This is a genomic window from Sinorhizobium sojae CCBAU 05684 (assembly GCF_002288525.1).
Lineage (GTDB): Bacteria > Pseudomonadota > Alphaproteobacteria > Rhizobiales > Rhizobiaceae > Sinorhizobium > Sinorhizobium sojae.
The window spans coordinates 746,964-764,644 of sequence record NZ_CP023067.1; the positions used below are offsets into that span (position 1 = coordinate 746,964).

15 protein-coding genes are annotated in these 17,681 nt (G+C 63.7%); 9 read left to right on the forward strand and 6 right to left on the reverse strand.

From position 1 onward, the window contains the following. The first annotated feature begins 21 nt into the window (after nt 1-21). Both cimA and rarD read left to right on the forward strand, forming a co-directional pair. The gene (gene cimA, locus SJ05684_RS03635; RefSeq protein WP_034854266.1) at nt 22-1,638 is read left to right on the forward strand and encodes a citramalate synthase; all 1,617 of its coding nucleotides are present in this window, start codon (nt 22-24) and stop codon (nt 1,636-1,638) included. A gap of 384 nt (nt 1,639-2,022) precedes the next feature. After that, complete coding sequence (rarD, locus tag SJ05684_RS03640; RefSeq protein WP_034854265.1) at nt 2,023-2,961, forward strand: EamA family transporter RarD; 939 nt, start codon at nt 2,023-2,025, stop codon at nt 2,959-2,961. Between the two features lie 49 nt (nt 2,962-3,010). Here the strand turns inward: rarD and SJ05684_RS03645 are convergent, their stop codons facing one another. Further along, the gene (locus tag SJ05684_RS03645; RefSeq protein WP_083846112.1) at nt 3,011-3,631 is read right to left on the reverse strand and encodes an LOG family protein; all 621 of its coding nucleotides are present in this window, start codon (nt 3,629-3,631) and stop codon (nt 3,011-3,013) included. Between the two features lie 243 nt (nt 3,632-3,874). Here SJ05684_RS03645 and SJ05684_RS03650 point away from each other — a divergent pair, with 243 nt between their 5' ends. From SJ05684_RS03650 to SJ05684_RS03665, 4 genes are all read left to right on the forward strand, one after another. Then, a complete protein-coding gene (locus SJ05684_RS03650; protein ID WP_034854263.1) occupies nt 3,875-5,539 on the forward strand; it encodes a LysM peptidoglycan-binding domain-containing protein in 1,665 nt (554 codons plus the stop codon). Between the two features lie 196 nt (nt 5,540-5,735). Beyond that, a complete protein-coding gene (locus tag SJ05684_RS03655; protein WP_034854262.1) occupies nt 5,736-7,628 on the forward strand; it encodes an ABCB family ABC transporter ATP-binding protein/permease in 1,893 nt (630 codons plus the stop codon). Nucleotides 7,629-7,931: 303 nt separating this feature from the next. Then, on the forward strand, nt 7,932-8,630 hold the full coding sequence (locus SJ05684_RS03660) for a phosphatidylserine decarboxylase (protein ID WP_034854261.1): 699 nt from the start codon (nt 7,932-7,934) through the stop codon (nt 8,628-8,630). Between the two features lie 24 nt (nt 8,631-8,654). Next, nucleotides 8,655-9,521 (forward strand): CDP-alcohol phosphatidyltransferase family protein, encoded by an 867-nt coding sequence (locus SJ05684_RS03665; RefSeq protein WP_034854260.1) that lies wholly within the window; start codon nt 8,655-8,657, stop codon nt 9,519-9,521. Between the two features lie 215 nt (nt 9,522-9,736). Here the strand turns inward: SJ05684_RS03665 and SJ05684_RS03670 are convergent, their stop codons facing one another. From SJ05684_RS03670 to alr, 5 genes are all read right to left on the reverse strand, one after another. Beyond that, nucleotides 9,737-10,477 (reverse strand): SDR family NAD(P)-dependent oxidoreductase, encoded by a 741-nt coding sequence (locus SJ05684_RS03670; RefSeq protein ID WP_034854259.1) that lies wholly within the window; start codon nt 10,475-10,477, stop codon nt 9,737-9,739. Nucleotides 10,478-10,489: 12 nt separating this feature from the next. Beyond that, nucleotides 10,490-11,980: an amidophosphoribosyltransferase gene (gene purF / locus SJ05684_RS03675; RefSeq protein ID WP_034854258.1), complete on the reverse strand. Its 1,491-nt coding sequence runs from the start codon at nt 11,978-11,980 to the stop codon at nt 10,490-10,492. Nucleotides 11,981-12,122: 142 nt separating this feature from the next. Further along, a complete protein-coding gene (locus SJ05684_RS03680) occupies nt 12,123-12,707 on the reverse strand; it encodes a CvpA family protein (RefSeq protein ID WP_034854257.1) in 585 nt (194 codons plus the stop codon). A gap of 114 nt (nt 12,708-12,821) precedes the next feature. Then, nucleotides 12,822-14,225, reverse strand: a complete 1,404-nt coding sequence (gene radA / locus SJ05684_RS03685) for a DNA repair protein RadA (protein ID WP_034854256.1) — start codon at nt 14,223-14,225, stop codon at nt 12,822-12,824. 119 nt (nt 14,226-14,344) lie between these two features. Then, nucleotides 14,345-15,484 (reverse strand): alanine racemase, encoded by a 1,140-nt coding sequence (gene alr / locus SJ05684_RS03690; protein WP_034854255.1) that lies wholly within the window; start codon nt 15,482-15,484, stop codon nt 14,345-14,347. Nucleotides 15,485-15,727: 243 nt separating this feature from the next. Here alr and SJ05684_RS03695 point away from each other — a divergent pair, with 243 nt between their 5' ends. The 3 genes from SJ05684_RS03695 (at nt 15,728) to SJ05684_RS03705 (ending at nt 17,660) form a co-directional block, all read left to right on the forward strand. Next, nucleotides 15,728-16,585, forward strand: coding sequence for an AraC family transcriptional regulator (locus tag SJ05684_RS03695; RefSeq protein ID WP_034854254.1), 858 nt, complete (start codon nt 15,728-15,730; stop codon nt 16,583-16,585). A gap of 119 nt (nt 16,586-16,704) precedes the next feature. Then, entirely contained in the window at nt 16,705-17,358 is a 654-nt protein-coding gene (locus SJ05684_RS03700) for an AzlC family ABC transporter permease (protein ID WP_085939048.1), read from the forward strand. Beyond that, nucleotides 17,355-17,660 (forward strand): AzlD family protein, encoded by a 306-nt coding sequence (locus SJ05684_RS03705; RefSeq protein WP_034854252.1) that lies wholly within the window; start codon nt 17,355-17,357, stop codon nt 17,658-17,660. Before SJ05684_RS03700 ends, SJ05684_RS03705 begins: the two co-directional genes overlap by 4 nt. Nucleotides 17,661-17,681: the final 21 nt, after the last annotated feature.

The window sequence follows — 17,681 nt, forward strand, 5'->3', positions numbered from 1 at the left end:
TTTGCATTTTGGAACCAAGCCATGACCAGGGAACGCATCTATCTCTTCGACACGACGCTTCGGGACGGGCAGCAGACGCCCGGCATCGACTTTTCCGTCGAGGACAAGATTGCAATCGCGGCCATGCTCGATGAATTCGGCGTCGACTATGTCGAAGGCGGCTATCCGGGCGCCAATCCGACCGACACGGAATTTTTCAAGCGCAAACGCACGGCGCAGGCGTCTTTCGTCGCCTTCGGCATGACCAAGCGTGCGGGTGTCTCGGCCTCCAACGATCCCGGTCTCAAGGCGCTGCTCGCCGCCGAGAGCGACGCGATCTGTCTCGTCGCCAAGAGCTGGGACTACCACGTCTCCGTGGCGCTCGGCTGTTCCAATGAGGAGAACGTCGAGAGCATCCGCGCATCGGTGGAGGCGGTCGTCGCCTCCGGCCGCGAGGCGATGGTCGACTGCGAGCATTTCTTCGACGGCTTTAAGGCAAACCCGGCCTATGCCACCGCCTGCGCAAGAGCTGCGCTCGAGGCGGGCGCACGTTGGGTAGTGCTCTGCGACACCAATGGCGGCACGCAGCCGCCGGAAATCCGCGACATCGTCGCCGCGGTTATTGCGGCGGGCGTGCCGGGCGCAAGGCTCGGCATCCACGCCCATAACGACACGGGGCAGGCCGTGGCGAATTCGCTTGCGGCCGTCGAGGCCGGCGTGCGCCAGATCCAGGGAACGCTGAACGGGATCGGCGAGCGCTGTGGCAACGCCAATCTCGTGACACTGATCGCGACGCTCGGACTCAAGGAAACCTATTCGGCGCGTTTCGAGACCGGCATCGATGCCGAGAGGCTGCAGGAATTAACCGAGCTTGCCCACGCTTTCGACGAGCTCCTCAATCGCTCGCCGGATCCGCAGGCGCCCTATGTCGGCGCTTCGGCCTTCGCCACCAAGGCCGGCATCCACGCCTCGGCCCTTCTGAAGGACCCGCGCACCTACGAGCATGTCGCGCCGGAAAGCGTCGGCAACCTGCGCAAGGTCATGGTCTCGGATCAGGGCGGCAAGGCCAATTTCATCAACGCGCTGAAGCGCCGCGGCATCACGGTCGGCAAGGACGATCCGCGACTCGACAAACTGATCTCGATCGTCAAGGAGCGTGAGGCGACGGGCTATGCCTATGAGGGGGCGGATGCGAGCTTCACACTACTCGCCAACCGTATTCTCGGCACGGTGCCGGATTTCTTTCATGTCGAGAGCTTCCGGGTCATGGTCGAGCGGCGCTTCGATGCGAACGGCAATCTGAAGACTGTCTCGGAAGCCGTGGCCAGGGTGGTCGTCAACGGCGAGACGATGATGTCGGTCGCCGAGGGCCATGGTCCGGTCAATGCGCTCGATCTCGCCTTGCGCAAGGACCTAGGCAAGTACCAGTCGGAAATCGCCGACCTGGAACTCGCCGATTACAAGGTGCGTATCCTCAACGGCGGTACCGAGGCCGTGACCCGGGTGCTGATCGAATCGACGGACCGGACCGGTGCACGCTGGTGGACGGTCGGCGTTTCCGACAACATCATCGACGCCTCCTTCCAGGCGCTGATGGACAGCATTGTCTACAAGCTGCTCAAGAACCGCGACCAGGTCGGCCTGGTGGCGGCGGAGTAGGGGAAGCTGGTTGCACCATGGGCTGGTGGTAACCCCTTCTGCTGCCGGCCATCTCCCCCACAAGGGGGGCGACTCGTGGCGGGTTGATCGCCCGACAGTGAAGCTTGGCAAATGCAGAACCTTCTGATGAGGGCACGGGGCGCGTGCCGCTTGCCAGTCGCCCCGCTTGTGGGGGAGATGGCCGGCAGGCCAGAGGGGCTATCGACCATCGATTCCCGCGACTTAAGCGCTCCTCACTCTTCGCTTCACGGAAATGAATTGGTACATCATCATTCGTTGGGGTAGGACGATGAAGGAACGGCGGTTCATGGGACGAGCCGTTAAGTGATGCCGTAGGCACCCGCCTCTTCGCGTGGCCCGGCGGATTTTTTCAGGACCACGATCATGGCCGAGCCGAACGCGAAATTGCCCGCCGACAATACCGATTCCGCGAGAGGCTTCGCCTTCGCGCTGACGGCCTATCTCCTTTGGGGCTTCCTGCCCTTCTTCATGAAGGCGGTGGCGCATATTCCCGCGCCCGAGGTCGTCGCGCATCGTATCGTCTGGTCGGTGCCGCTCGCCGGGCTGGTGCTTGTGTGGCTCGGCCGCACACAGGAGCTCAAGGCGGCGCTCAGCTCTCCGCGCATGCTGAAGATGGCGACCTTGACGGCCGCGCTCATCACGGTGAACTGGGGCATCTATGTCTGGGCGATCGGCGCCGGCCGTGCGATCGAGACGGCTCTCGGCTATTATATCAACCCGCTCTTCTCGATTTTCCTTGGCGCCGTGCTGCTCAAGGAGAGGCCGAACCCGGCGCAGATGGTAGCGATCGCGCTTGCCGCACTCGCCGTTGCCGTTCTCGCCTTCGATGCGGGTGGTCTTCCCTGGGTCTCGATCGGACTCTGCATCTCCTGGGGTTTTTACGCCTTCTTCCGCAAGACGCTGCCGATCGGACCGAACCAGGGCTTCTTCCTGGAGGTGCTTCTCTTGAGCGTCCCGGCGGTCGGCTACATCGTCTTGCTGGAGGCAACGGGTGAGGGGCATTTCGGCGACACCGGCATGACCGATGTCCTCTTGCTTCTCTCCTGCGGCATCGTCACGGCCGTGCCGTTGATGATCTACGCCAACGGCGCCAAGCTGCTCAGGCTCTCGACCATAGGTATCATGCAATATATCGCCCCGACGATGATATTCCTGATCGCGGTCTTCGTCTTCAACGAGCCCTTCGGGGCCACGAAGCTCGTCGCATTCATTCTGATCTGGGCTGCCCTGTTCATCTATTCCGGCGCGATGCTGGTGGAAAGCCGGGCGCGACGAGCGGCGCAGCCGACGCCGGCAGAATGAGCGGATGAAGGGGCAATATCTGTGGCCCCTTTCTTCCGAAAGATCGAATTCAGAGCTTGGAGATGATCTCGCGCTCGCCCTCGCGGCCTTTTGAAGCCGCCGCGGCGGCTAGAATGCGGGGAACGATCTCCTCGGCCCTGTCGACCACGAGCGGCTGAACGAGATGGGCCGTGTGGACGAAGCCTTCGTCGCGCATGTGTTGAAGCAGTTCCAGCATCGGCGTCCAGAAGCCATTGATATTGCCGAACACCATCGGCTTGCGGTGCCGGCCGAGTTGCGCCCATGTCATGATCTCGACGATCTCTTCCAGCGTGCCGATGCCGCCGGGAAGCGCGACGAAGGCATCGGCGCGCTCGAACATCTTGTGCTTGCGCTCGTGCATATCCGCCGTGACGATCAGCTCATTGAGCTGCCCCAGCGAATGGCGCGTCGCTTCCTTGTCCATCAGGAACTCGGGAATAATACCGGTGACGTGACCGCCCGCCGAGAGAACGCCGCTTGCCACCGCGCCCATGATGCCTCGCGTGCCGCCGCCGTAGACGAGTTGCAGGGCGTGCTCGGCGATCGACTTGCCGAGAAGACGACCCGCCTGCATATGGTCGGGATCGCGCCCGGGTTGAGAGCCGCAATAGACGCAGACGGATCGAATCGGGGAAGTTTCCTTGCTCATGCCGCCAAGAGACATTGCAGCGCAGCATGGGTCAAGGATAATGAGGGAAAAAGCCGATCCGCGGGTGTGCACCTGCACACTCGGTGCTTGTGCCGAACCCCAGGAAACGTTAGCAATTTCAGCGATGCATTGAAGAATTCCGACGGACGGGCCACCGTTGCGCTATAATGCGCCAAAAGCTTGGCGAGCGTAGGCCTGCAATGGGGATGCGCGGAGCAGGACTCCGCTCCTGTGGAGAGTGGCATGATAAAGAACAAGGCCAGTTGGGTGGCACTTAGCGTGCTGGCGATTGCGACTGCGCTGATGGTTTTCGTAGTCCAGCCGAACCTGAACGACGAGGTGACGGAAGAGGCCGCGCAGTCCACGGCTGGCGACGTCCCGGCTGAACTGGCACCGGCAACGGCCGAAACGGCCGCCTCCGATGCGGTGAAGAACTGGACCGTTCCTGGATTTGACATCCTCCGCGTCGAGCCCGACGGTTCGACCGTGATAGCCGGTCGTGCTGAACCGGGCACAAAGCTTGAAATTCTGAGCGGTGACATGGTTCTCGGCACGGCGGATGTCAGTGCCGCAGGGGATTTCGCAGCCGTCTTCGAAAAGCCTTTGCCGGCCGGCGACCACCAGCTGAGGCTGAGGAGCGTCGGCGTCGGCGGTGCAAGCCGGACGTCGGAAGAGGTTGCGACCGTTTCCGTCCCGAAGGAACCGGGCGGCCAATTGCTGGCGATGGTCTCGCGGCCGGGCGAGGCGAGCCGGCTGATCACCACGCCGAGTGCCGAGGACGAGCTGGCGCAGGTGGCCGCGGCCCCCGCCGCGCAGGCGGGTGCTGCTGCTGCCCTGGCGACGCCGGACACGCCCAATGCGGTACCGGGGCTGCAGGTGACAGCCGTGGAGATCGAAGGCAAGACGATGTACGTTGCCGGCAATGCAAAGCCGGGGGCGCTGGTGCGCATATATGCCGACGACACGCTGTTCGGAGAGATGAGGGCCGACGAAAAGGGGCACTTCGTCGTCGATGGTATGATCGATCTTGCGGTCGGTAGCCATATCATCCGGGCCGACATGATGAACGACGACGCCACCAAGGTGGCCATGCGTGCGTCGGTGCCCTTCGATCGGCCTGAGGGAGTCCAAGTCGCAGCAATTGCCGCTGCGCCGGCGGACGCCGCGGCGACGGGCCTCGATGGTCTGAAGACGGAAGCGGGCAAGGCGCTCGCTTTGCTGAAGGGCCTCTTCGCCGACGGCAAACAGCCGACGGCGGAGGAACTGGCCGCGGCGCGATCGGCCACCGAGTTCGCCCTTCAGTCGCTTGCGGAGTTCAAGCCCGCGGACAATTCCGAGCCGGCGCTGCTCGCGGCGGCGCACGATGCCGCCAAGGCTGCGGAGGAGGCGCTGGCGGTTATGAAGTCTTTGCCGGAGGATCCGGCGAGCGTCGTTGCGGCCTTGGACAAGGTGGACGGCGTAATCGGCCCCGCATTGCCGCAGCCGGCGAGTGTTGCGCTGGCGCTTGCTTCCGACAGGCCCGTAATGGCAACGCAACCGGCAACCTTGAGCACTGCCGAGCGGCCAAAGGTCGGGGAGGCGGAAGATGCCGCGGCCAAGCCCGAAATCGAGACGAGGGACATGGCCGCGTCCGCGCCAGCCGACACGGATGAGCAGCCGGCGACGATCCGTCAGGCGCCGCTCGAGGAGAGCAAGTCCTCAGTGATCATTCGCCGCGGCGACACGCTTTGGGAGATTTCGAGGCGCGTATACGGGGCAGGCGTTCGCTACACGACGATCTATCTCGCCAACCGCGAGCAGATCGAAAATCCCGACCTCATTCAACCGGGGCAGGTTTTTGGCGTGCCGGGCGAGGCGCTTTCCGATGTGGAATCGCGGGAGATCCATCGCAAGCATATGCGGCACTAGACGCGCGGGCTGTAGGATTAATCGCGCATTCGGCCGCGCTTCCATTGCGGCTGCGGGAGAGCTGACCTATCTGTGAAGCAAAGGCGGCGTCCTCAAAGACGCCGCCTTTCATTGAGCCGGACGGGTTGCGGGGTGCGACGGCCCTGTCGCGCCCGGAAAGCGACGGCCTTCAAGAGCACCGGAAGCGGACTGAAACGTGGCATCCAGTACCCAGACGAAAACGGTTTCCACCGATACCAGCAACCCTTTGGCGACAATTGCGAATCTCTGGCCCTACATGTGGCCGGCAGACCGTATGGATCTGAAGCTCAGGGTCGTTTGGGCGACGGTCATTCTCGTGGTCGCCAAGGTCGTGCTCATCCTCGTGCCCTATTTCTTCAAATGGGCCACGGACGCGCTCAATGGCAGGCCGGCGGATCTGGCCTTCCTGCCGCAATTCCTCACCGGCGCCGTCATGCTGGTGCTCGCCTATAACGTCGCGCGTCTGCTGCAGAGCGGCCTCAACCAGCTGCGCGACGCGCTTTTCGCCAGTGTCGGCCAGCACGCCGTTCGGCAGCTTGCCTACCGAACATTCGTCCACATGCACCAGCTGTCGCTGCGCTTCCATCTCGAGCGGCGCACCGGCGGGCTTTCACGCATCATCGAGCGCGGTACCAAGGGCATCGAGACGATCGTCCGCTTCACCATTCTGAACAGCGTGCCGACGCTCCTCGAATTCCTGCTGACAGCGGTGATCTTCTGGTGGGGCTACGGCTTCAGCTATCTCTTCGTTACCGCCGTTACCGTCTGGCTCTATATCTGGTTCACCGTGCGCGCCAGTGACTGGCGAATTGCCATCCGTCGTTCGATGAACGACAGCGACACGGACGCCAACACCAAGGCGATCGACTCGCTCCTGAACTTCGAGACGGTCAAATATTTCGGCAACGAGGAAATGGAGGCCGGGCGCTTCGATCGCTCGATGGAGCGCTATGAACGGGCCGCGACCCAGGTCTGGACATCGCTTGGCTGGCTGAACTTCGGGCAGGCGCTGATCTTCGGCGCCGGCACCGCCGTCATGATGACGATCTCGGCGCTGGCCGTTCAGCGCGGCGAACAGACGATCGGCGACTTCGTCTTCGTCAATGCGATGCTGATCCAGCTCGCCATTCCGTTGAACTTCATCGGCTTCGTCTATCGCGAAATTCGCCAGGGCCTCACCGATATCGAGCACATGTTCGACCTCTTGGACGTACGTCCCGAGGTCGTCGATCGGCCGAATGCGGCGGATCTCAAGATCGAGCGCGGAGCGATCGCCTTCCGCGACGTGCATTTCGCCTACGATCAGGCGCGGCCGATCCTGAAGGGGATATCCTTCGAAGTGCCCGCCGGCAAGACAGTCGCGGTCGTCGGCCCGTCCGGCGCCGGCAAGTCCACCCTGTCGCGGCTTCTCTACCGCTTCTACGATGTGCAGCGCGGATCGATCACCATCGATGGTCAGGACGTTCGTGATGTCACCCAGAAGAGCCTGCGCGCAGTCATCGGCATGGTGCCGCAGGACACGGTGCTCTTCAACGATACGATCGCCTACAATATCCGCTATGGCCGGGTGAGTGCGTCCGATGCCGAGGTCGAGGCGGCCGCCGAAGCCGCGCAGATCGCCGATTTCATTCGGGGCCTGCCGGAGGGCTACCGCGCAACGGTCGGCGAGCGCGGGCTGAAGCTCTCGGGCGGCGAGAAGCAGCGGGTCGCCATCGCCCGGACCATCCTCAAGGCACCGCCGATCCTGATCCTCGACGAGGCGACATCGGCGCTCGACACGAAGACGGAACAGGAGATCCAGGCGGCGCTCGACGTGATTTCCCGCAACCGGACGACGCTGGTCATCGCCCACCGTCTGTCGACGGTCATCAATGCCGACGAGATCATCGTTCTGAAGGACGGCGTCATTGCCGAGCGCGGCACGCATCGGGAACTCATCGAGCGCGACGGCCTTTATGCTTCGATGTGGAGCCGCCAGCGCGAGGCGACACAGGCCGAAGAACAATTGAAGCGGGTGCTCGAAAGCGACGATTTCGGCATCATCGACCGTGGAGTGCCCGCCGTCTGACGAATGCCCGCTTGCGGCCCCGGCGGCGTCAGGCGTTGCCGGGCCATCGAATTCGCGCTACTGCATGTTTCCTTGGATCGAAATCGATAGAAGGACAAAGACATGCAGCAATTCAAAGCCCTACAGCGACCTTTGCGCGTCTGATAGGACGCGCAAAGGTCGCCGTAGGGCATATCGCCCGAAAGTCTGCAGCGGTTTTTGGACGGCGACATGCACAAGAAAAAGCCCGAAGCGCGTTGCACGAAACCGTTCAAAATGCGACGCGCTTCAGGCGACGTTTCGCGTAAAGCTGGAGTAGATTTCATGAACTTGGTCGACACGGTGCGCAACACGCTCGTTCCGGTGCACAAGGAAGGCTATCGCTTCATTGCGATCTTCTTCGCCGTTTCACTGGTGCTTGGCCTTCTGTGGGAACCCTTGATGTGGATCGGCTTCCTGCTGACCGCGTGGTGCGCCTATTTCTTCAGAGACCCCGAGCGCATGACCCCGGTCGATGAGGACCTCGTCGTCAGCCCGGCCGACGGGCGCGTATCGGCGGTCGCCCATGTGACGCCGCCGGAGGAACTGGGTCTCGGTTCGGAGCCGATGCTGCGCATTTCCGTGTTCATGAACGTCTTCGACTGCCATGTGAATCGCGCGCCGATGAGCGGAACGGTCCGGCGCATCGCCTATCGGGCCGGCAGCTTCCTCAATGCGGAACTCGACAAGGCCAGCCACGAAAACGAGCGCAACGGCCTCGTCATCGAAACGAACCATGGTGCGATCGGCGTCGTGCAGATCGCCGGCCTGGTCGCGCGCCGCATCCTCTGCTGGACGGGGGAAAACGCCGCGCTGGAAGCGGGCGAGCGCTTCGGGCTCATCCGGTTCGGCTCGCGCCTCGATGTCTTCCTGCCCGAAGGCGCTGCCCCGCGCGTCAGCGTCGGCCAGACAGCCGTTGCCGGCGAAACGGTGCTCGCCGAATTCGGCTCGGAAAAAGGGCCGGTCATCAGTCGGCGCGCGTAAGGAGCGGTCATGGAAGAGCCCCGGATGGAAGAACCCAGGCACAACGAGGCGGCAGGCAGCCCGGCATCGGACGCCGAGGTGAACGGCACCCATGACAAGGCGCGCGGGCCGCGGCTGCGCGAAATTCCGCTGCGCCTGATGATCCCGAATATGATCACGGTTCTGGCGATCTGCGCCGGCCTTTCCGGCATTCGCCTGGCCTTCGAGAACCGCTTCGAACTCGCCGTCGGCATGGTCTTGCTGGCGGCCTTCCTTGATGGGATCGATGGACGCGTCGCACGCCTGCTCAAAGCCACCTCGAACTTCGGTGGGCAGATGGATTCGCTCGCCGATATCATCAATTTCGGTGTGGCTCCGGCGCTTGTCCTTTACGTGTTCCTGCTCGATCAGGCGCGCTCGATCGGCTGGATCGCGGCCCTGATCTACGCAATTGCGACCGGCCTGCGGCTCGCCCGTTTCAACGTCATGGCCGAGCGTCAGGTGAAAGCCTCCTGGCAGTCGGAATATTTCGTCGGCGTTCCGGCGCCGGCGGGCGCCATACTCGTGCTCCTGCCGGTCTATATCGGCCTGCTCGGCTTCGCGCCGGAGCGGATTTTTGCGGTGGTCGCGTCAGCCTACACCGTGCTGATCGCCTTCCTGCTGGTCAGCCGCCTGCCGGTCTGGTCCGGAAAGTCCGAAACCAGCCGGGTGCGCCGCGATCTCGTGCTGCCGGTCATTCTCATCGTCGTCCTCTATGTCGCGACGCTGATGACCTATACCTGGGAAACCATGGTGGTGACCGCGCTTGCCTACCTGATCAGTCTGCCGTTCGGCGCGCGCGCCTGGCAGCGGAAATATGGCGATTGGCCTGCGGGGCATGGCACCGACGGGCTACCGGGAGATAGTGAATAGGCGGAGGGTTCAGACGCGTCTGTCCCTCATCCGTCTGCCGGCACCTTCTCTCCCGCAGCGGGGCGAAAGGGGATTTGCGGTCGCGCTTCCAGCTCCCTCTTCCGCCAACGATTTTCCGAAAGCTCTATGCGCAGATTCCAAGAGTCATAGCGACGTTTGCGCGTCCGAAAAGACGCGCGGCGCTGCAGGATGGGGGGCTGTGAAGCTGGCCGAACCTATTCCGGCATCCGATAATCGACGATCTTCTTCTCGCGGACGATGAAGAGCTTGCCCGTTTCCGTCTGCTCGGGACCGAAGAGCGGCATCAGCGCGGCGGCGACCTCGGAAGGGTGCGGCACCGACGACGGATCCTCGCCCGGCATCGCTTGCGCCCGCATGGCGGTGCGGGTCGGGCCGGGGTCGACGCTCAGGACACGCAGCGGCAGGCGTTGCGTTTCATGCGCCCAGGTGCGCGCCAGCGCTTCGACGGCGGCCTTCGAGGCGGAGTAGGGTCCCCAGAAGGGCTTGCATTTGTGCGCGGCGCCTGACGAAAGAAGGAGCGCACGTCCGGCATCGGAGCGCACGAGCAGCGGCTCGAGCGAGCGGATCAGCCGCCACGTGGCGGTGACGTTGATCGTCATCACCTTTTCGAAGACCTTTGCCTCCACATGGCCGATCGGCGAAATTGTCCCGAGCACGCCGGCATTGGCAACCAGGATGTCGAGCTTGCCCCAGCGCTCGTTGATGGCGCCGCCGAGCTTGTCGATGGCGGCCATATCGGCGAGATCGAAGGGAACGAGCGTTGCCGAACCACCGCCAGCTTTGATGGCGTCGTCGAGCTCTTCCAGTCCGCCGACGGTGCGGGCGCAGGCGATGACATGTGCGCCGGCCTTGGCGAGTTCGAGGGCGGTGAAGTAGCCGATACCGCGCGATGCGCCGGTGACGACGGCGATCCGGTCTTTCAGATTGGGCGTCATTGTGTTGTCTTGTTATCCGTTGCTGGCAAGAACCGAGAGCTTGCGGACGTTGCTCGCGCCTTCCTGGTCGAGGAGGCGGGTGGGGTAGTCACCGGTGAAATAGTGGTCGGTGAACTGCGGCGCCTGCGCGTCGCGCGGCGCGCCGCCGACGGCCTGGTAAAGGCCGTCGATCGAGAGGAACTCGAGCGAATCCGCGCCGATATAGCGGCACATCGAGGCCAGGTCGGCATACTGATTGGCAAGCAGCTTGTCGCGGTCCGGCGTGTCGATGCCGTAGAAGTCCGGATGGAAGATCATCGGGCTTGCGACGCGCACATGCACCTCGCGTGCGCCGGCATCGCGAATCATCTGCACGATCTTGACCGAGGTCGTACCGCGCACGATGGAATCGTCGACGAGCACCACGCGCTTGTCCTTGATCATGGCGCGGTTGGCCGAATGCTTTAGCTTGACGCCGAAGGCGCGGATCTGCTGCGTCGGCTCGATGAATGTCCGCCCGACATAGTGATTTCGGATGATGCCATATTCGAAGGGAATTCCGCTCTGCTGTGCGTAACCGAGTGCGGCCGGAGTTCCGCCGTCGGGCACGGGAACGACAACGTCGGCCTCGACGGGTGCTTCCCTGGCGAGATTGATACCCATGTTCTTGCGCGCCACATAGACGCTGCGGCCCCCGACAACCGAGTCGGGACGGGCGAAATAAACATATTCGAAAAGGCAGAGCCGTTCGGTCCGCGGCGATTCCGGCTTGCGCGCGTCGATCGAGATCGAGCCATCCGGCTGGATTTCGCAAATGACCACTTCGCCGTTCTCGACATCGCGGATGTACTTGGCCCCGATGATGTCGAGCGCGCAGGTTTCCGAACAGAAGATCGGTTTGCCGTCGAGCTCGCCCATCACGAGCGGGCGGATACCGATCGGGTCGCGCGCGGCGATCAGCTTGGTCCGCGTCATGGCCAGCATGGAATAACCCCCCTCCATCTGGCGGATGGCGTCGATGAAGCGATCGGAGGAGGAGGTCTGCTTGGAGCGGGCGATGAGGTGAAGGACGACTTCGGTGTCCGAGGTCGACTGACAGATCGCGCCGTCGGCGATCAGCTGGCGGCGGAGCGTCAGGCCATTGGTGAAGTTCCCATTATGGGCGATGGCGATGCCGCCGACTTCGAGCTCGGCAAAGAGCGGCTGAACGTTACGCAGCGCCACCTCGCCGGTCGTCGAGTAGCGCGTATGCCCGATGGAAATATACCCCGGCAGCTTCGCCAGCGTTGCGGGATCCGTATAGTGATCCCCGACGAGGCCCATGCGCTTTTCGGTGTAGAACTGCTTGCCATCGAAGGTAACGATGCCGGCTGCTTCCTGGCCGCGGTGTTGGAGCGCGTGCAGGCCGAGGGCCGTCAACGTCGCTGCATCCGGATGCCCGAGAATGCCGAAAACGCCGCACTCTTCGTGCAGCGTATCGCCATCGAGTTCGTCGTGGATTTCACTGGATCTGAGATCGGTCATCGCAGTCTGCCTTTGCTCCGTGCCGTGCGCATATCGTGATCGGTCCGCCAGTCGTCAAGCAATCTTAGCCGAAAAGCCTGGCGAGCGTCATTTCAAATAGACAAAGCCCGCACAGCGGGCTTTCTTGCAAACGCTTCCTCTGTCAGCCGTTCGTCGCCGGCGCCTGTTCGGTGGCGGCGGGCGGGTTTTCGCTCTCCCCCTCGCCGGTCGTATCGCGGCCGCGCAGACGGTCGAGAATGGTGGCGTCCGCTTCTTCCGGCAGCAGTTCGACCAGCTTGTTGCCGAGATTGTCGAGCAGCGGCTTCGACTTTGCTTGCGTGACCCAGATCGGCTGCTGCTGGGGCACGACCAGCCAGTTGAAGAACAGCATGGCGACGACGACGAGGAGAACGCCGCGCGCCGCACCGAAGAGGAATCCGAGCGTACGGTCGAGAGCGCCGATGCGGCTGTCGATGATGAAATCGGCGATCCGCATCGTGATGAAGGAAATGACGATCAGCGCCACCAGAAAGATGACGGCGGCCGAACCGATCATCGCGACCGTGTCGTTGTCGGTATATTGTTTCGCATAGGGCAGCAGGTGCGGGTAGAGAAAATACGCGGCGGCGGCGGCACCGATCCAGCTTGCGACCGAAAGAACCTCGCGCGAGAAACCGCGGACCATGGCGAGAATTGCCGAAAACAGTGCGACGCCGAGAACGATACCGTCGAGAATTGTGATGGGCATGTTGTCCTTACTCCGACCCCGTCTCCAAGCGGGTCATACAACGCTTATCCGACACCGGCCGCTCGCGCACGCGCTTGAGAACATCTATTCACTGCCGATCGCGCGGCCGATGCCTCATTCCGCTTCTTCCGCCCGCTGCAGCGCGCGCCGTGATCCGGCGATCTGCGCCACGAGGTCCGGCAGGCTTTCCATCTCGCTCCACCGGCCATTGCCGCTCTTCGGCAGGTCGGTCGATGCGGACGGCAATACGGCCTGGGAGAAACCGAGCTTTTCGGCTTCCTTGAGACGTTGAGCGGTATGCGCAACCGGCCGGACGGCGCCCGACAAGCTGACTTCGCCGAAATAGACGCAATCAGCCGGAAGGGCAAGCCCGGCAAGCGACGAAACCAGTGCGGAAGCGACGGCGAGGTCGGCCGCGGGTTCGGAAATGCGATAGCCGCCGGCGACATTCAGATAGACGTCGTGCTGGCCGAGGCGCACGCCGCAATGGGCCTCGAGCACGGCGAGGATCATTGAGAGCCGCGCCGAATCCCAGCCTAGCACTGCGCGCCGCGGCGTGCCGAGCGAGGTCGGCGCGACGAGTGCCTGCACCTCGACGAGCAGCGGCCGGGTTCCTTCCACGCCGGCAAAGACGGCAGCACCCGGCGATTTCTCATTGCGCTCCCCGAGAAAGAGCTCCGATGGATTTGCGACTTCGCGCAAACCGCGGTCCGACATCTCGAACACGCCGATCTCGTCCGTGGCGCCGAAGCGGTTCTTGACGGTTCGCAAGATACGGTAGTGATGACCGCGATCGCCTTCGAAATAGAGCACCGCGTCGACCATATGCTCGACCACCCGCGGACCGGCGATCTGACCTTCCTTGGTGACATGGCCGACGAGCACGATCGCCGTGCCGGTCTGTTTGGCGAAACGGATCATCGCCTGCACCCCGGTGCGCACCTGCGTCACCGTCCCGGGAGCGGAATCGACCGTGTCGCTCCATAGCGTCTGGATCGAATCGATGATGACGAGATCCGGCCGTTTGCCTTCGGAAAGCGTCGCCAAAATGTCCTCGACATTGGTTTCGGCCGCAAGCAGCACGTCGCTGTCGGCGGCGCCGAGCCGCTGGGCGCGCAGCCGCACCTGAGCGACCGCCTCTTCGCCCGAGACGTAGATCACCCGATGTTTGCGGCGCGAAAGCGCCGCTGCTGCCTGCATCAGCACCGTTGACTTGCCGATGCCGGGATCGCCGCCAACGAGGAGCGCCGAGCCGCGCACGAAACCGCCGCCGGTCACGCGGTCGAGTTCGGAGATACCTGTCTCGATCCGCGGCGCATCCTCGATCTCGCCGGAAAGCGTCGTCAGCGCTACGGGGCGCCCCTTCTTCGGCGCACGCGAGGGGCCGCCGCCGATACCGCCCATCGGGTCTTCCTCGATGATGGTGTTCCATTCGCCGCAGCCGTCGCATTTGCCCGCCCAGCGGGAGTGGACGGTGCCGCAATTCTGGCAGGTGAACTGGGTGCGGGCTTTCGCCATGAGAATTCGCTTTCGGAAGTCGGATGTGGGCGGCGCCTCTCCACCCGGGAATCGCTTTCGGCGGTCACATAATGACGCGAAATGCCGTTTTAAAGGATGGTTTTCAACAGCGGACTGGCTCAGCTGTTGTCGATATATTCGCGGCAGTAGCGGCGGCCGAGGCTCGTCAGCAGTTCGTAACCGATCGTGCCGCCGGCACGGGCCACGTCGTCGATCGCGATATTGCGGCCGAAGAGCTCGACATAGTCGCCGGCGCGAACGGCCCCTTCCGGCAGGTCCGTGACGTCGAAGAGGCTCAAGTCCATCGTCACCCGCCCGACATGCGGCACCCTCTGTCCGTGCAGGAAGCCATCGGCGCCCGACGGCATCGCCTGCCGGAGCGTGACACCGCCGCCCGAAAGCGAGCGGTGATAGCCGTCGGCATAGCCGACCGCGACCGTGGCGATGCGGCTATCGCGGGTAAAGCGCGCCGAGGCGCCGTAGCTCGCCGTGCCGCCAGAGGGGACGGTACGGACCTGCAGGATGCGCGCTTCCGCGGCTACGACCGGCTTCATCCGATTGGCGGCGCCGTTCACCGCCTCGCCGCCATAGACGGAGATTCCCGGACGTGTGAGATCGAAATGATAGTCCACGCCGAGGAACACGCCGCCCGAATTGGCGAGACTCGCGGGGATGCCGTCAAAGGCCGCCGTCACCTCGCGGAAGCGCTGAAGCTGGCCGAGATTCATCGGATGCGGCGGGTCGTCGGCGCAGGCGAGGTGACTCATGACGAGCACGGGCGAGAAGCTTGCGGGTCGCGCCGGGTCTTGGGCAAGCGCGAGAGCTTCCTCCACGGAGAGGCCGAGGCGGTTCATGCCGGTGTCGACATGCAGCACGCAAGGATAGTCGCCCCGCTCGGAAAGCGCGGCCATGAAGACGGCAAGCTGCTCGTCCGAGTTGACGATCGGCACGAGGTCGTTGGCGAAGAAGAGCTCCTCGTTGCCCGGCCACATGCCGGCTAGGATGTAGATTCGTGCGTCCGGTATCAGCGGGCGAAGTTCGGCGCCTTCCTCGACGCTGGCGACGAAGAAATCACGCGCTCCGGCGGCATAGAGCGCCGGCGCCGCCTCGAAGACCCCGATGCCATAGGCGTCGGCCTTGAGTACGGCGGCGGCGCGGGCCTTGCCCGAGCGCTCGTCCATGGACCGCCAGTTGTCGGCAAGCGCGGCGAGGTCGATGGTGAGCCGGTTGGAGGCAGCGAGAAATTCGGGACTGTGCATGAGGCGGGGCTCTCTTTGGCGATGGCTTGAGCTTTACATGCAAGCGTCGATGGCAGCAAACGGCTTCGCCCATGCGGCCTGCGATGCGGGCGAGCACTTTTGTACAAGACGCCCCGCCGTGACGGCGCTACTGCTTGTTTCCTTAAGTCGACCTCGATTTAGGAAATGGACATGCAGCAATTCAAAAGTGCTACGGCGGCCATTGCGCGTTTGGTAAGATGCGCGGCGCTGTAGGATCGGTCGATGCATACGATTTCCCAGGAAGAGGCCACCGGGGCCATGCCGCTCAAGGGCGCCGAACGGACCCGATTCTGGCGGGATCACCGCTTCAACGGCATGGAGTGTCTGAGCGCCACATTCATCACCCACGAATTCGCGCCGCACGCGCACGACACGTTCAGCATCGGCGCCATCGAAGCCGGCTCTCAGATCAGCACCATCAAGGGCGAGCGATCCCGGACAGGGCCGGGCGACTTTTATCTCATCAACCCCGACGAGGTGCATGACGGGCATCCGGGCGCTGACGGCTACCGCTATCGCATGATCTATCCCTCGGTGGAGCTCTTCGTCGAGGTTCTCGAGGATGTCACCGGCCGACCGTTCCGTGGAACGCCCTGCTTTTCGCGGCAATGGCTGACGGATCCGGAGCTTGCCGGCGCCTTCCACCGTGCTCACCGTACGCTCGAAGGTAAGGCGGGAGCGCTCGAGGCGGACGAAGGCCTTTTCAGTTTCCTGGCAACACTTTTTCAGCGGCACGGAAGCGCCATCATCGTTCCCGTCCGATCGCGCGAGAGCTCCGCCGTGCATCGCGCGCGAGACTATCTGATCGAAAATTACGCGCGTGACATCGGCCTCGACGAGCTTGCCAAGGTGGCGGGGCTCAGCCGCGCACATCTGATCCGCGCTTTCCGCAAGGAGTTCCACATCACCCCGCACGCTTTCCTCACCGACAAGCGCGTGCGCGAGGCGCGAGGCCTGCTGCGGCTCGGCTGGTCGGCGGCCGACACGGCCTACCAGTGCGGCTTCGCCGACCAGGCGCATTTTACCCGACACTTCAAGGCGCGAACCGGCGTCACGCCGGGTGCTTTCCGCGCCGGCTGATCACTTTCGTTCAAGACCCGGCGTGGTTCTCCTCCTATGAGCTCTGGTGAACAACGACGGAGATCGCGGACGTGAAAAGGGCCGAAATCCTGCATGAATTTGTCGGCGGCATGCGGGCGATGGCCCCGCTCACGACAGCCGTGGTGCCGATCGGGCTGGTCTTCGGCGCCGTTGCCGCTGCCAAGGGGTTGAGCAGTCTCGAAGCGGCGATGATGAGCGCCTTGGTCTTTGCCGGTGGCTCGCAATTCGTGGCCATGGACATCTGGATGCATCCGGCCTCCTGGAGCGCGCTCGCCTTCTCGGCCTTGCTCGTCAACATCCGACATGTGCTGATGGGCGCCTCGATCGGCATGAGGATGCCGGCCTTTTCCGGGCCGGCGAAGTGTGCCGCGGTGCTGCTGCTTGCCGACGAAATCTGGGCGATGGCGGAGCTGCGCGCTGGGCAGACGCGGTTGACGCCTGCCTGGTATGCCGGCCTTGCGATACCCTTCTATTGCGTCTGGGTGCTGACAAGTCTTGCGGGGTCGCTCGTCGGCGCCTTCCTGGGGGATCCGAAGGCGATCGGTCTCGATTTCGCCTTTCCGGCGGTATTCACGGTTCTCGTCATGAGTTTTTGGAAGGGGCGGGAGACCGGCGCGGTGCTCGCGGCCAGTGCCGCCGCCGCCGTCCTCGTTTACCAGCTTCTACCCGGCGTCTGGTACATCGCGGCCGGTGCCGCTGCCGGAGTCGTTGCAACCCTCACGAGGGGGCGGCAGCGGGAGGCCTCCGCATGACGCTGGATCCGAATGTCTTCCTCGCGATTGTCGCCATGGCCGCAGCCACGGTGCTGACGCGCATCGCCGGGCTCGTCCTCATCCGCTTCATCGCCATCGGTCCGCAGCAGAAGCGGGCGCTCGAGGCCATTCCGCCGGCCGTGCTGATGGCCGTCATCGCTCCGACGGCACTCGCCACAGGCCCGGCCGAAACGCTCGCCACCCTTGCGACCGCGATCGCCGCCACGCGGCTGCCGCTGCTTGCAGCCGTTGCGATCGGTGTTTTTGTGGTAGCCATCGGAAGGGCCATGATCGGCGGGTGACTGCTGCTGCTTGAGTAGCTG